This is a genomic window from Aureimonas sp. N4 (genome assembly GCF_001463925.1).
Classification (GTDB): Bacteria; Pseudomonadota; Alphaproteobacteria; order Rhizobiales; family Rhizobiaceae; genus Aureimonas; species Aureimonas ureilytica_A.
This window is the reverse complement of the sequence record NZ_BBWS01000001.1, coordinates 42,832-57,267: the sequence shown is the minus strand read 5'-3', so window position 1 is coordinate 57,267 and position 14,436 is coordinate 42,832. Positions and strand designations below refer to the sequence as shown.

The following is a 14,436-nucleotide window of genomic DNA, read 5'->3' as shown; positions in this document are numbered from 1 at the left end:
GCCGGGAAAACGCACGATGATGCAAACGCTTGAGGCCGGTATGGCGCGTTCGATCCACCTTCGCGGCGTGACGCGCCGCTTCCCGAACGGGCCTGCCGCGCTGGATGACGTGTCGCTCGACATCCAGGCGGGCGAGTTCCTGGCTCTGCTCGGGCCGTCGGGCTGCGGCAAGACGACGCTGCTTCGGCTGATCGCCGGGTTCGAGGCGCCGACCGACGGCACGCTCGCTTTCGACGAACGGCTTGTCGCCGGGCCGGGCTGTTTCGTGCAGCCCGAAGCGCGGCAGGTCGCGATCGTGTTTCAGTCCTATGCGCTCTGGCCGCATATGAGCGTCGGCGAGAATGTCGGCTATCCCCTGCGCGTCAAAGGCCTGCGTGGGGCCGAGCGAGCGCGCAAGGTGGCCGAGGCGCTGGCGGCGGTGGATCTCTCCGGCTTCGAAGGGCGGCGTCCGGCCGATCTGTCGGGCGGCCAGCGCCAGCGCGTGGCGCTCGCCCGGTGCCTCGCGATGGAGCCCGGCATCGTGCTTCTGGACGAGCCGCTCGCCAATCTCGACATGCATCTGCGCGCCTCCATGGAGGAAACCTTCCGCGCCTTCCACCGGCGCACGGGCGCGACCATGGTCTATGTCACCCATGATCAGGCCGAGGCCATGGCCATGGCGGACCGGGTCGCGGTGATGGAGCGCGGGCGCATTCTTCAGGTCAGCGCGCCGGCGACCCTGTACCGCGAGCCTGCAACCGAGGCGGTCGCCCGTTTCATCGGCCATGGCCATGTGGTCGAAGCCAACATCCTTCTCTCGCCGGGGCAGGGCCATGCGCGGGCCCGGCTGCTCGGTGTCGAAGCCGATCTGCGCTGCCGCCCCGGCCTGCGCCTGCCCGCCGGGGCGCGCGGGCGCGTCTGCCTGAGGGCCGAGGATCTGGAAGCCGACGCGCCGGGCGGGTTCCCCGCCCGTGTTCTGTCCTCGACCTTCAAGGGCGCGCATTCGCGCCTTGTGGTGGAGCCGCTGACCGCTCCCGGCCTGCGCTTGGCCGTCCATGCCGACGCGCCTTACGCGGAAGGCGAGAGCCTGCGCGTCGGCCTCAAGGGCGGTTGGTTGCTGCCGGAGGGCGGCGAGGCCGCGACCCTGCCGGTGCGGGAAGCCGCGCTCGCCTGATCGGCGGGGCTCGAAGAGCCGGCGCTCAATCCGTCCAGGGCAGCGCGCCCTTGGGCAGAAGCGGGGCCAGCGCCGAGCCGAGCGCCATGACGGCGAGGATCACCGCCACCGTCACGCTGGCGAGCGCGGCGGCGAGCGGCGCGCGGCCGGCATCGTCCAGATTGAACACGGCAACGCCCAGCGTCTCGTTTCCGGCCGACCAGAGCAGCGCCGAAACCGTCAGCTCGTTGAAGGCCGTCATGAAGACGAGAATGGCTCCCGCCGCCGCCATGGGCGCGACGAGCGGCAGGACGATGGTGCGCAGGCGAAACAGGAAGCCCGCCCCGGTCATGCGCGCGGCCTCGTCCAGCGCGGGGTCGAGCTGGCTGACGCCCGCCACGACCGGGCGCAGTTCCAGAACCAGGAAGCGCGCGAGATAGGCCAGGAAGATGATCCAGATCGTGTTGTAGAGGCCGAAACCTAGAAGCGGCAGCGGCTTCAGGAACAGAAGGATCGCCGCGATGCCGAGCACGATGCCGGGCAGGGCATAGGGAATGTCCGCGGCGGTCGAGACGAGGCGCAGCAGCCGGCTCCTGCGCCAGACGAGAAGCACGCCGAGCGGGACGGTGAGACAGGCGAGAAGCAGCGCCGCGCCGAGCGACAAAGCCGCCGAGTTGCGAAAGGCGCGGATCGTCATGTCCTGGCGCAGCAGCACTTCGGCATAGTTGCCGAGCGTCGCCGTGGCCGGGCCGAGCGGCACGCCGTAGGCCGTGACGAGGGAGGTCGCCAGCAGCCCGACGAGGGGCGCTGCGACCATCACCAGCATGAGAGCCACCACCAGCGCCTCCACCGCCCCGCGCCATCGGCCGAGGCGGAATGGCTCCAACGCCGCGCCCGAGCCGGACAGGCGATAGTCCCGACCGCGCAGGGCGAGCCCCTGAAGCGCCAGCCCGCTAAAGGCGACGAGGCCGACGATAACGGACAGAACCGCCGTTTCGCCGATGATCGCGGGGCCGAAGCCGGCAAGGCGCTGGTAGATCAGCGTCGGCAGGACGGTGTAGCCGGCGGGAATGCCGAGAAGCGCGGGAATGCCGAAATTGCCGACCGCCGACACGAAGGCGATGGCCGCACCCGCCACCAGCGGCGGCGTCATGACGGGCAGGATGATCGTGGCGAGCACGCGGCCCCGGCCGGCCCCGCAGGCACGCGCCGCTTCCACGAGATCGCGCGGCAGGGCGCGCAGGCCTGCGCGCACCGACAGGAAGACCAGCGGCGCGTGCTGGACGCCGAGCAGCACCATGATGCCGCCCGCGCTGTAGAGCGGATTGGGCGAGCCGAGTTCGGGGGCAAGGCCCAGCGTGTTGAGAAGCGGGCTGGCCGGGCCGAACAGCTGCGCCCAGGCGAGCGCCGTCACCTGCGGCGGGATCATCGCCGGCAGAAGCGCGCAGAAGGTCAACACCTTGCGACCGCGAATGTCCGTCAGCCCGACGAGAAGCGCCAGCGTCAGGCCGATCAGGACGGCGATCAGCGTGCCGACAGAGGCCGTCGCCAGCGTGTGGCCGGTGGCGATCCAGGTCGAGCGCGCCTGGAGCACGCCGAGCGCGGGGCCGAGATCCACCCGCCCACCGGGCAGAACGGCTTCCATCGCCAGCCGGACGAGCGGCAGGATCGACAGAAGGGCGACGATCAGGGCGAGCGCCCCGATCGTCCAGCGCTCGGCGGGCGTGGCTCTCAACGCGTCTTGCCTCAGCCGCCGAAGAGTTCGGAAAAGCGCTTCTTGTTCTCGGCCTCGTCGGCCAGGGCCTTGGCCGCGTCGAAGGGCAGGAGCTTGATCGTGTCGCGCGCGGGGAAGCCCGCCGGGCCTTCGATGCCGCTGCGCGCGGGCAGATAGCCTTGGCGAGCCGCCAGCTTCTGGCCGGCTTCGCTGAGCAGGAAGTTGACGAAGAGCTTGGCGCCGTCCGGGTTCTTCGCGGTCTTCAGGATGGCGACGGGCTCCGTCACCGCCGACACGCCTTCAGTCGGGAACACGAAGCTCACCGGCGCGCCCTTGGCCGCTTCCCGGATGGCAAGATAATCGACGATCACGCCGTAAGCCTTTTCGCCGCCGGCCACCGATTTCATCACCGCGCCATTGCCACCGCTGGCGCTCGTGCCCTCCTTGGCGAGCGTTTCCAGATAGGGCCAGCCGAACTCGGAATTCTGCGCCAGCGTCGCGACATGCACCAGCGCCGCGCCTGAGGTGAGCGGGCTCGGCATGGTGGTCTTAGCGGCGATCTCGGGCTTGAGCAGATCCTTCCAGGCGCGCGGCGCTTCGCCCGCCCGCGTGTTGGCCACCAGGCCGGTGGTGATCAGCTTGGTGGAGAAATAGGTATGGTCCTTGTCTACCAGCGCGGCGTCGAAGCCCTTGGTGTCGGCCTCGGGGAAGGGGAGGAGGCGTCCGTCGCGCTTAAGGCCTTCCATGGTCACGCTGTCGGCGATCAGAAGCACATCGGGCTGTGGCGCGCCGGCGGCGAACTCGGCCTGGAGCTTCGCCATCACCTTGGTCGTGCCCTCGCGCACCCATTCCACCGTGATGTCGGGATGCGCGGCCTTGAAGGCATCGACGGTCGCCTGCGCGTCCTCGTTCGGCTGGCTCGTGTAGAGCGTGAGCTTGCTCTCGGCCAAGGCGGGGCCGGCAAGAGCGAGGGCGGCAAGAGACAGGCTGGCGGCAAGGCCGAAGAGGCGTGACATGGACAAGTCCCCCATAGGTCGAATGCACCCGGAAAGCGGGGGCAAACGGATCGTTTCGGCGGCCTTACGCAGCCCGCATGACATCAGCGTGAACCTCACGCGGGCGTGATCGACGCGCTCCGGGTCCACTCAAAGGCAAGAGATAGCACGGGGAAAGGCCATTGGGTCCGGGCCGCATCCGATTACACACAGCATGGTCGGGACGCACGACCGCGCCGGCATGGGTTAAAGCGCGCTGCTCATGCTTGAAAGGGTTTGCAGAACCACCCTCGGCCCCGCGAAGAGCGCCGCCGCGCGCCGGTCACCTTCAGCCGACAAGAAAAACATCGGGCCACAGACAGTTGGAATGATTCAGGAATAGGTGTAATGGCGGGTACGCCCACCCGGGCACAGGAGGTTTTCATGCCCGCATATCGTTCCCGCACGACCACCCATGGCCGCAACATGGCCGGGGCCCGTGGCCTTTGGCGCGCCACGGGAATGAAGGATTCCGACTTCGGCAAGCCGATCATCGCCGTGGTCAATTCCTTCACGCAGTTCGTGCCGGGCCATGTGCATCTGAAAGACCTCGGCCAGCTTGTCGCCCGCGAGATCGAGGCGGCCGGCGGCGTCGCCAAGGAGTTCAACACGATCGCCGTCGATGACGGCATCGCGATGGGCCATGACGGCATGCTCTACTCGCTGCCCTCGCGCGAGCTGATCGCCGACTCGGTCGAATACATGGTCAACGCGCATTGCGCCGACGCCATGGTCTGCATCTCGAACTGCGACAAGATCACGCCGGGCATGTTGATGGCCGCCATGCGCCTCAACATCCCCGCCGTCTTCGTCTCGGGCGGTCCGATGGAAGCGGGCAAGGTCGTCTGGCCCGACATGACCGAGAAGAAGCTCGACCTCGTGGACGCGATGATCGCGGCCGCCGACGACCGCATCTCGGACGAGGACGTCAAAACCATCGAGCGCTCGGCCTGCCCGACCTGCGGTTCCTGCTCGGGCATGTTCACCGCCAATTCGATGAATTGCCTGACCGAAGCCCTCGGCCTGTCGCTGCCGGGCAATGGCTCGACGCTCGCCACCCATGCCGAGCGCAAGCGCCTCTTCGTCGAGGCCGGCCATCTCGTGGTGGATCTCGCGCGCCGCTATTACGAGCAGGACGACGCCTCGGTTCTGCCGCGCTCCATCGCGAGCTTCGCCGCCTTCGAAAACGCCATGACGCTCGACATCGCCATGGGCGGCTCGACCAACACGGTGCTGCATCTGCTGGCCGCCGCGCACGAGGCCGAGGTGGACTTCACCATGGCCGATATCGACCGCCTGTCGCGCCGCGTTCCCGTTCTCTGCAAGGTCGCGCCCTCGATCGCCAACGTCCATATGGAAGACGTGCACCGCGCCGGCGGCATCATGGGCATTCTGGGCGAGCTCGACCGCGCCGGCCTTCTCGACACCTCGGTCGGCTCCGTCCATGCCGAAAATCTCGGCGCCGCGCTGGACCGCTGGGACATCAAGCGCACCGAAAGCCAGACCGTTCGTGACTTCTTCCGCGCCGCGCCTGGCGGCGTGCCGACGCAGGTCGCCTTCAGCCAGGACCGTCGTTTCGACACGGTGGACGACGACCGCGACGCGGGCGTCATCCGCAATCTCGAGCATGCCTTCTCGCGCGACGGCGGCTTGGCGGTGCTTTACGGCAATCTCGCCGAGGACGGCTGCATCGTGAAGACGGCGGGCGTCGATGAATCGATCCTGAAATTCACCGGCCGCGCCCGCGTGTTCGAAAGCCAGGACGCCTCGGTGAAGGCGATCCTGTCCGGCCAGATCGAGCCGGGCGATGTCGTCCTGATCCGCTACGAGGGCCCGCGTGGCGGGCCGGGCATGCAGGAAATGCTCTATCCCACGAGCTATCTGAAGTCGAAGGGCCTCGGCAAAGCCTGCGCCCTCGTCACCGATGGGCGCTTCTCGGGCGGCTCTTCGGGTCTATCGATCGGCCACGTTTCGCCGGAAGCGGCCGAAGGCGGGTTGATCGCGCTGGCGGAAGAGGGCGACCGGATCGAGATCGACATCCCGAACCGCTCCATTCATCTCGCGGTGGAGGACGCGGAACTCGCGCGCCGCCGCGCAGAGATGGAAGCCAAGGGCCGCGACGCCTGGAAGCCCGCCGAGATCCGCAAGCGCAAGGTGACGACCGCGCTCAAGGCCTATGCCTCGATGACCACCAGCGCCGCCAAGGGCGCGGTGCGCCAGCTCGACTAACCCCTTAAAGCCGCGCCGACAGAGCGTGGCTTACCTTGAGATATGCGAAAGGGCCGGTCCGCCGCGAGTGGACCGGCCCTTTCGCATGACATAAGTCTGCTTCGATCAGGCGCTGACGCAGGCCCCTTGTTCGGTGGCATTGGCTTCGAGGGCCGCCGATGCGACCGCCGCGCTGGGCAGGGCTGCATCTGATCGGCGAGGATGCACGAAGACACGCGTCACTTCGCGATAGGCCGCGATCTGATGGTGCCGGATGCCGCCCTCGGCCTGGTTGCGTTCCCAGACGGTGGACGGACGATGAACGATGCGAACAGTTCGTGACATGAGTTCCAAGGCTCCTTCTGAATCCCTAACCTCATGATGTCCTAACGAAAATGCCGCCCGATCGTTGCGATCCGAGACGGTGGTTGGCCACCGATTACAAGCTCTCGGTGTGACGTTGCGTCAGCTTGAGATCCGCCATGCGGTAGACCCTGCCCGCGCCATGCGAGCCGTTGATGCGCCGTTTTGTGTCGCGGATGTCGATGACGTCGCGGTAGCCATGCCTGTCGCTAAGGCCGTGCTCACCAATGTCGTGTACGGCCACTGAAAATCTGTTGGCGCCGCCGCGAAGCGAAAGCGGAGATCGCGGACGCGGACCTGCTATTCGAATCGAACATCCCGCTGCGGATCGTATCATCCGCCCAGGCTGCGACGTATCGTGCGGGATGATGGACGGGCTTTCGCCTTGCGGTCCGGGGCGGTTGTGATCTCGGCGTCGAGAGGAGCATAAGCCCGGCCTATGGCGCGACGGTCGGTCAGGCTCGCCGCATGTTCAACTCGGCGCCGCGGAGAATCATTCAATCCGGTCTGGTGTATAAGACGCGCTGCCTCCTGCGTCGAAGCGGGCGGGGTCATGCAAGATTTCGAATGCGCACGCCATGAAAAGGGCGCTCCCGTCCAACGGCATCTTGCGCAACGCTTACATGCTGAAACGGCGAGCGCATCGAAGCGCTCGCCGCTTATGGAGAGGCCGTTAGCCGGCTTCGTCTCTTTGATCCGCCTCAGCCCGCAGCGCGGGTCAGAACGCGGGCGAGACGGGCCGAGAAGCCGCGCGGGTCGAGGGGCGCTTCGCCGTCCGCGATGCGCGCCTCGTCGAACAGGAGATGGGCCGCGTCCTCGCGAAGGCTTGTCTCGCTTTCGCTGAGCCGGCTCAGTCGTTCCACCAGCTCGTGGCGCGGGTTGATCTCCAGGACGGGCTTCGACGGGGCGGGCGCGCGACCGGCGCTCGCCAGAAGGCGCTCCAACTGCCGGTCCATCCCCGTGTCGGGCGCAACGAGGCAGACCGCGCTTTCGCGCAGGCGTTCGGACGCGCGCACATCCGACACGCTGTCGCCGAGCACCGTCTTGGCGAAGGCGATGAAGCCGCCAACCTCGTCGGACATATCGGCGCTGTCCGCCTCGCCCTCGGTCAGCTTGATCTTGCCGAGATCGGCGAGACCCTGCGTCACCGAGCGGAAGGGCTTGCCCTCGTATTCGATGCCGCCCGTGACCCAGAAACTATCGACATGATCGGGCAGGAGTAGTACGTCGATGCCGCGCGCTCGGAAGCCTTCCAGCTGCGGCGAGGCGAGAAGCCGGTCGAGATCGGTGCCGACCGCGTAGTAGATCGCGTCCTGACCTTCTTTCAGGTTGGCGACGTAATCCTTCAGCGAGCGCCATTCGCTCCCCGAACCCGTGGTCTTGAAGCGGGCGAGCGACAGCAGCGCCGCGCGGCGGCCGTAATCCTCGTAGAGGCCCTCCTTCAGCACCGGGCCGAATGTGTCCCAGATCTTCAGGTAGCGCTCGGGCTCCTTGTCGCTGAGCTTTTCCAGCTCCGACAGGACGCGGTTGGTGACGCCCTTCTTGATGGCGGAGAGCGCGGGGCTTTCCTGGATCATCTCGCGCGAGACGTTGAGCGGCAGGTCGGCCGAGTCCACGAGGCCTCGCACGAAGCGCAGATAGCGCGGCAGGATCTCCGCCTCGTCGGTGATGAAGACGCGCCGGACATAAAGCTTCAAGCGCCCGGCGCGGTCGGGGTCGAACAGGTCGAAGGGCTTCGATTCCGGCACGAAGGCGAGCACGGAATATTCGTGCAGGCCTTCGGCGCGGTAATGCAGCGTCAGCGCGGGCTCGTCGTATTGTCCGGCGAAGGAGCGGTAGAAGTCGGTGTAATCCTCCGGCTTCAATTCGGATTTGGGGCGCATCCAAAGCGCCGCGCCGTCCGCGATCTGGCGCGGCTCGGCATCGGGCTTCTCCTTCAGCCAAATGGGCACCGGCACATGGCCGGACTGCGACTTGATCGTGGATTCGGCCGTGTAGGCGTCCGCGTAGGTCGCCGCGTCCTCCTTCAGATGCAGCGTGACGCGGGTGCCGCGCGCGGGCGCCTCCGCCACGTCCACCGGCTGGATCGTGTAGGTGCCGAGCCCGTCCGAGCGCCAGCGCCACGCCTGATCCGTGCCCGCGCGCCGCGTCACGACCTCCACCTCGTCCGCCACCATGAAGGCGGAATAGAAGCCGACGCCGAACTGGCCGATGAAATGGCTGCCTTCCGCCTCTTTCGAGCCGGCGACCCGCTCCATGAAGGCCTTGGTGCCCGAGCGCGCGATCGTGCCGAGCGCCTCCGACAGGTCCGCCTCGCTCATGCCGATGCCATTGTCCTCGATGGTCAACTGCTTGGCCTCGGGGTCAAGCGTGACATCGATCCGGAACGGCGCTTCGCCCGGCATCAACGATGCGTCGCTCAGGGCCTCGAAGCGCAGCTTCTCGCAGGCATCCGCCGCGTTGGAGATCAGCTCGCGGAAGAAGACATCCTTGTCGGAATAGACCGAGTGCACCATGAGGTGCAGCAGCTTGGCGACATCGGCCTCGAACGGGCGGGTTTCGGGCGCAGCGGTTTCAACAGTCATGGTCGCGTTCCAATAGCCTCCGAATGGGGGGTCGTGGCGCGAGATGGCGGTACGGAGCGCGCTTTTCAAGCGGGGGCGCGAGGCGCGGCCCGCGTCGTCGCGCCGAAAGGCCTATGTTGCAAAGGCGGCGCGGGCTTCTCATTCTGGGGAAATGGCGCTCGGGCCCGCTTGGATTCAGGAAAATTTCAAGCCTGCTGTTGAAATTATCGAACGCTCTCTAGACCTCGAAGGTGGTATGCCGCTCGGCCCTTCCCGCAAGCCCGTATCGTTGAAGAGATGGCTTCGGCTGTCGCTGTCGGGCTTTGCGGCCAGTCTCATCCTGGCTATGGCTTGGGGCGTTTGGCCCCTTCTGCTGAAATTTCAGGAGGGCGAGCGCAATCTCCATGCCATCAAAGCCTACCATCTGCTTCTGACGACCGCCAATCGCATCTCGGCCGAGCGGGGCCCATCCAACGTCGTCATGTCGATCGAACCGGGATCGGACGCCGCCGCAACCCGTCGACTGACCGAGTTTCGTGCCGTGACCGATCTGTCGCTGGACACCGCGCTCGGTATGGATCGGCAGTGGGCGGAGCCCTTCATCTTCCAGGCGATCGCTCAGACCATTTCGGACGCCCGTGACGAACTGGTGGCCGCCCGTGCCGAGGTCGATCGGATCGCCGCCATGCCAGCCGGCAGCCGCTCGCGCGAGGACGTGCGCCAAGCCGTGAATGGCATGATCGAGGTGGTGGACCATTACCAGACCGCGCTCGACACGGGGGCGCAAGCCCTTGCGCTTCTGGGACCGATCGTGGCCGGTTCCACGATGGTGGCCCAAAGCGTCAGCGACCTGCGCGAGTTCGGCGGGCGCATCGCCTCCCATATCATTCCATCCGTCTCCCGCGGCGAAAGGCTGACGGAAGACGAGATCGAACGCTTCTATCGCGCTGAGGGACGGCTTCTGGAGATCAATCGCCTGCTCGGTACGCAAAGGCTGTTTTCTGCCGATCCCGAGTTTCAGCCGCTGGCCCAGGACATCGGCCAGCAGTTCTTCGGGCAAGGGTTGGGACTTCTGCGGCGGATCGTGGCGGAAGGGAAGGCGGGGGCGTCCTATTCCATCGAACCGAGCCAGTTGACGGCGCTTTACGTGCCGCATCTCAAACCCCTCGAAGACATGCGCAATCTCTACCTGTCGCACATGATCGGCATGTTCGAGGAGCGCCGCGCGACGGCTTTGAGCCGCCTCGGCTTGACCCTTCTGGGTTCGCTCTTGTGCCTTGGCGCGGCCTTCTGGTTCCTGGGTTCGGTTCGGCGCAAGATCCTGCTGCCGCTTCTGACCGCGCAGGAGGCGGTCGTCTCGCTGGCCGGCAATCGTTCGATCGAACGCATGAGCCTCGACAGTTCGATCAGCGAGATGCGCACGCTCTTTTCAGCCGTGTCCGTGCTGGCCACCAAGATCAACGAGCGTCGGCGGTTGATGGAGGATCTGCGCGTCCAGGCCGAAACGGATCGGCTGACGGAACTCGCCAACCGCCGGGGCTTCGACAGCATGACGGAAGATGCGTTGCGCCATGGCAGGGCGGGGCATCTCGGGATCATGTATTTCGATCTCGATCACTTCAAGAGCGTCAACGACAAGCTGGGGCATCAAGCCGGCGACGCGCTTCTGGTCGAAGTGGCGAACCGGCTGCGCAGCCAGTGCGATGCCCGCGTGTGCCTGGCTCGCCTCGGCGGGGACGAGTTCGCCGCCCTGGTTCAGGGGCTGGACGAGGGCGAGCAGCGCGGGCTCGCCAAGCGCATCGTCGGCCGACTGGCCGAAGCGTTCGAGATCGACGGCCATCGCACGCATATCGGCGTCAGCATCGGCATCGCCATCTGGCGCGGTGCGCATCTCGATTTCGAAACGCTCTGTCGGCAGGCCGACATGGCGCTCTACGAGGCCAAGGCACAGGGGCGCAACGGGTTCCGCGTCTTCCATCCGCGCATGGAGATGGCTTTTCGCGAACGAGCGATCGAACAGGCGGCACGAATGGAGCACGAGCGTGGCGGCCTCAACGCCGCCGCGTGACGCTTGGCCCCGATCAGCGTCGAACAGGATTGCATCGGGTTCGTCGACACTCCCCGGACCTGCCCGAGCGCGTCTCCCCGACCGGACGGCGAAAGGTGACGCTCGACGTCGGCGTCCTCTTTCCGGCCCGTTGCCGAGCGTTTCCGCCGCTCTCGAACGAAGCCGTGATCGGGCCGCGCTTTGCGCCGCGCGACCTCTGGGATAGAGCCTGCCGGGTGAGAGGCATCACTCGGCTTCGCTCATCCGACCCGGCTCTGCGCCGACCGACCCCCAGCGCCGAAAGGATCGGCTTCCCAGAGATTCTTTCGCGATCCCCCCTGATGGCTTCGATTCCCTCGATGCTGCGGTTCCCCCATGCGGCGTCCGTCTGCGTGGGGCAGGTTTCTCGCCGAAGGCGTGGTCTCCTCGCACCGAGCAGGGGCTTGCAATGTTATAATATAACATCGTAAAGCCCTTTTGCCGGTCGAGGTTCATTCCTCGCACCCAGCCTCACCCCCCTGTTCGTCCCTGACGCGCTCTCGTTCAGGCTCGAAAATCTGAAGTTCGCAGTGCCATGTCATCCAGCCCGCTCGCGCCCGGCCGCATCGATCTCGCCGGTATCGACTTCTGCGCGCGAGACGGGCGCGGCATCCTACAAGGTCTCGATCTCGCGATCGAACCGGGCGAGCGGCTGGCCGTGGTCGGGCCCAACGGCGCGGGCAAGACCTCGCTTCTGCGCCTCGTCTTTGCGCGCTTTCAGCCGACGCGCGGCCGGGTTTCGATCGACGGGCGCGACCTCCAGGCGATCGCGCCGCTCGAGCGGGCGCGGCGGATCGCGGTGGTCGGCCAGAGCGACCTGCCGGACGGGAGGCTGACCCTCGCCGACTATATCGGGCTTGGCCGCATCCCCCATCGTGCTCGCGCCACGGCGCGCGAGGATCGGGCGGCGGTGGGCGATGCCATGGCGCTGGTCGGCTTGTCCGGTCTCGAGAGCCGGCGGCTGGACAGCTTGTCGGGTGGCGAGCGCCAGCGCGCCGGCATCGCGCGGGCGATGGCCCAGCGCCCCTCGATCCTCGTTCTGGACGAGCCGACCAACCATCTCGACCCCCGCGCGCGGGCCGACATGTTGGCGCTGGCGCGCGACCTCGGCATCACCGTGGTCGCCGTTCTGCACGATCTCGCGCTTGTCTCGCCCTTTGCCGATCGGGTTGCCGTTCTGAGCGCCGGGCGGCTCGTCGCCCATGGCCCCCCGATGCAGGCGCTGTCGGCCGAGACGGTGCGCGCCGTCTTCGCCATGGACTGCTTTCCCTTCACCAATCCCGCGACGGGCCGGTCGCTCCTCGTGTTCGACACGCCGCCCGACGCTTCCTCACGATAGGACGACGCATGAAGATTTCCGCCCTTCTGACCGGCCTTGCCGCCGCGCTCGCCGCCACCTCTGCCTACGCCTTTCCTGTGAGCGTCGAGAATTGCGGGCGCACGCTGACATTCGACAAGGCGCCGACACGCGCCGTCGTTCACGATCTCAACATGAGCGAGATGGCCTTCGCCCTGGGCCTCCAGCCCAATATGGCTGGCGTCACCGGCGTTTCGGGCTGGTACAAGACGACGCCGGCCTTCGACGCCGCCAAGGGCTCGATCCCCGAACTCGCGCCCAAATATCCGACGATGGAGACCCTTCTGGCGGCCCAGGCCGATTTCTTCTTCGCTGGCTGGTACTACGGCATGAAGCCCGGCGGCGAAGTGACGCCCGACACGCTGAGCGCCAAGGGCATTCCGACCTATGTCCTGACCGAAAGCTGCGCGCAGGTGGACAAGGCTCGGCCCCGCGCCTCGATGGACCTTCTCTACACGGACGAACTGGCCCTCGGTACGATCTTCGGCAAGGATGCCAAGGCGAAGGAACTCGTTGACGGCTGGGAAGCGCGCATCAGTAAGGTGAAGGAGGCTGTGAAGGGCGAAGCGCCGGTCTCGGTCTTCCTTTACGATTCCGGCGAGGACAAGCCGTTCACGGCGGGCAAGTTCGCCATGCCGACCGCGCTGATCGAGGCGGCGGGCGGCACCAATATCCTTGGCGATCTCGACATGAGCTGGGGCACGACCTCCTGGGAGGATGTCGCCGTCAAGAACCCGCAATTCCTGATCCTTCTCGATTATCAGGACGGCGCGGGCTACCGAAAGCTTTTGGACTTCCTCAAGGCTCATCCGGCGATGAAGGAAACCGACGCGGTGAAAAACGAGCGCTTCCTGCCGCTGCGCTACGAGCAGATCACGCCGGGTCCCGCCAATATCGACGCGGTGGAAGCGCTGGCCAAGGCGCTGCATCCCGCGCGCTTCCCCGCGAAATGACGCGCCGGGTCATCGGCCTCTGGGGCGTCGGGACGGCGCTCCTCCTCGCCTTGGCGCTCGCCGGCATTGCCTATGGCTCGACGCCGCTGCCGCTGGCTGACGTGGCGCGCGCGCTCGCCGGCGCGGTGGGGCTGGGCTCCGAGGCATCGGGGCCGGTGGCGCGCATCGTTCTCGACCTGCGCCTGCCGCGCGTGCTTCTGGCGATCTGCGTCGGCGCGGGTCTGGCGGTGGTCGGGGCGCTGCTTCAGACGACGACCCGCAACGATCTGGCCGACCCGTTCCTGTTCGGCCTGTCGTCGGGCGCGGCGGCGGGGGCGGTCTCGGTCATCACCCTGTTCGGGGATCGGCTCGGCGTCTGGACGCTGCCGGTCGCGGCCTTTGCCGGCGCACTTCTCTCGGCCGCCGCGGTTCTGGCGCTTCTGGCGCGCGAGGGCGGCAAGGCCCCGGAGCGGCTGGTGATCGCGGGCCTTGCCGTCTCCTTCCTCTTCGGCGCGCTCACCACTTGGCTCGTCTTTGCCGGAGACCAGCGCGCGGCCTATTCCGTTCTGTTCTGGACGGCGGGCGGCCTGGGGCTCGCCAGCTGGAGCAATCTGCCGCTGGGCCTCTTCGGCGCCGCGCTGGCGCTCGGAACCGGCTTGGCCTGCCGCAACCGGCTGGACGCACTTCTGGCTGGCGAGGAAACGGCCCATTCGCTCGGGATCGATGTGGCGCGCCTGCGCCTCATCATCTTCGCGCTTTCGGCGCTCTCCACCGCCGCGCTGGTCGCCCTGTCCGGCGTCATCGGCTTTGTCGGGCTGATGGTGCCCCATCTCGCCCGCGCCTTGGTGGGCCTGCGCCATGCCTGTCTGATCACGACCTCGGCGCTGATCGGGGCCATCCTGCTTCTGGCGAGCGATCTCGCCAGCCGGGTCGTTCTTGCTCCGCAGGAACTCCCCGTCGGCATCGTCACCTCGGCTCTGGGCGCCGCCTTTGTTCTCGCTCTCGTCCTACGGCGATAGGCGGGTCGCCTTTTGTTTCACGTGAAA

11 protein-coding genes are annotated in these 14,436 nt (G+C 67.0%); 6 read left to right on the top strand and 5 right to left on the bottom strand.

What is annotated here, in order from left to right:
• Positions 1-40 precede the first annotated feature (40 nt).
• Positions 41-1,153 carry an ABC transporter ATP-binding protein gene (locus AUL28_RS00225; RefSeq protein WP_062230302.1) on the top strand — a complete coding sequence of 371 codons (1,113 nt, stop codon included), beginning with the start codon at positions 41-43 and terminating at the stop codon, positions 1,151-1,153.
• A 25-nt stretch (positions 1,154-1,178) separates the two neighbouring features.
• On the opposite strand, the gene AUL28_RS00220 is transcribed toward AUL28_RS00225, so the two are convergent.
• Positions 1,179-2,777, bottom strand: a complete 1,599-nt coding sequence (locus tag AUL28_RS00220; RefSeq protein ID WP_082640147.1) for an ABC transporter permease — start codon at positions 2,775-2,777, stop codon at positions 1,179-1,181.
• 101 nt (positions 2,778-2,878) lie between these two features.
• Positions 2,879-3,862, bottom strand: a complete 984-nt coding sequence (locus AUL28_RS00215) for an ABC transporter substrate-binding protein (protein ID WP_062230300.1) — start codon at positions 3,860-3,862, stop codon at positions 2,879-2,881.
• A gap of 402 nt (positions 3,863-4,264) precedes the next feature.
• On the opposite strand from AUL28_RS00215, the gene ilvD reads away from it, so the two are divergent.
• Positions 4,265-6,109, top strand: coding sequence for a dihydroxy-acid dehydratase (gene ilvD / locus AUL28_RS00210; protein ID WP_062230126.1), 1,845 nt, complete (start codon positions 4,265-4,267; stop codon positions 6,107-6,109).
• Positions 6,110-6,214: 105 nt separating this feature from the next.
• On the opposite strand, the gene AUL28_RS00205 is transcribed toward ilvD, so the two are convergent.
• The 3 genes from AUL28_RS00205 to htpG form a co-directional block, all read right to left on the bottom strand.
• On the bottom strand, positions 6,215-6,433 hold the full coding sequence (locus tag AUL28_RS00205; RefSeq protein WP_058598845.1) for a hypothetical protein: 219 nt from the start codon (positions 6,431-6,433) through the stop codon (positions 6,215-6,217).
• Positions 6,434-6,527: 94 nt separating this feature from the next.
• A complete protein-coding gene (locus tag AUL28_RS22450; protein WP_156419842.1) occupies positions 6,528-6,695 on the bottom strand; it encodes a hypothetical protein in 168 nt (55 codons plus the stop codon).
• Between the two features lie 457 nt (positions 6,696-7,152).
• Positions 7,153-9,036 carry a molecular chaperone HtpG gene (gene htpG, locus AUL28_RS00200; RefSeq protein ID WP_062230124.1) on the bottom strand — a complete coding sequence of 628 codons (1,884 nt, stop codon included), beginning with the start codon at positions 9,034-9,036 and terminating at the stop codon, positions 7,153-7,155.
• Between the two features lie 268 nt (positions 9,037-9,304).
• Here htpG and AUL28_RS00195 point away from each other — a divergent pair, with 268 nt between their 5' ends.
• The 4 genes from AUL28_RS00195 to AUL28_RS00180 all read left to right on the top strand — a co-directional run bounded on the left by AUL28_RS00195 (position 9,305) and on the right by AUL28_RS00180 (position 14,409).
• Entirely contained in the window at positions 9,305-11,083 is a 1,779-nt protein-coding gene (locus AUL28_RS00195; RefSeq protein ID WP_192843364.1) for a GGDEF domain-containing protein, read from the top strand.
• A 553-nt stretch (positions 11,084-11,636) separates the two neighbouring features.
• A complete protein-coding gene (locus AUL28_RS00190; protein ID WP_062230120.1) occupies positions 11,637-12,440 on the top strand; it encodes an ABC transporter ATP-binding protein in 804 nt (267 codons plus the stop codon).
• Between the two features lie 14 nt (positions 12,441-12,454).
• The gene (locus AUL28_RS00185) at positions 12,455-13,411 is read left to right on the top strand and encodes an ABC transporter substrate-binding protein (RefSeq protein WP_062223601.1); all 957 of its coding nucleotides are present in this window, start codon (positions 12,455-12,457) and stop codon (positions 13,409-13,411) included.
• Positions 13,408-14,409 carry a FecCD family ABC transporter permease gene (locus AUL28_RS00180; protein WP_062230117.1) on the top strand — a complete coding sequence of 334 codons (1,002 nt, stop codon included), beginning with the start codon at positions 13,408-13,410 and terminating at the stop codon, positions 14,407-14,409. The genes AUL28_RS00185 and AUL28_RS00180 overlap by 4 nt, the downstream gene beginning before the upstream one ends.
• Positions 14,410-14,436: the final 27 nt, after the last annotated feature.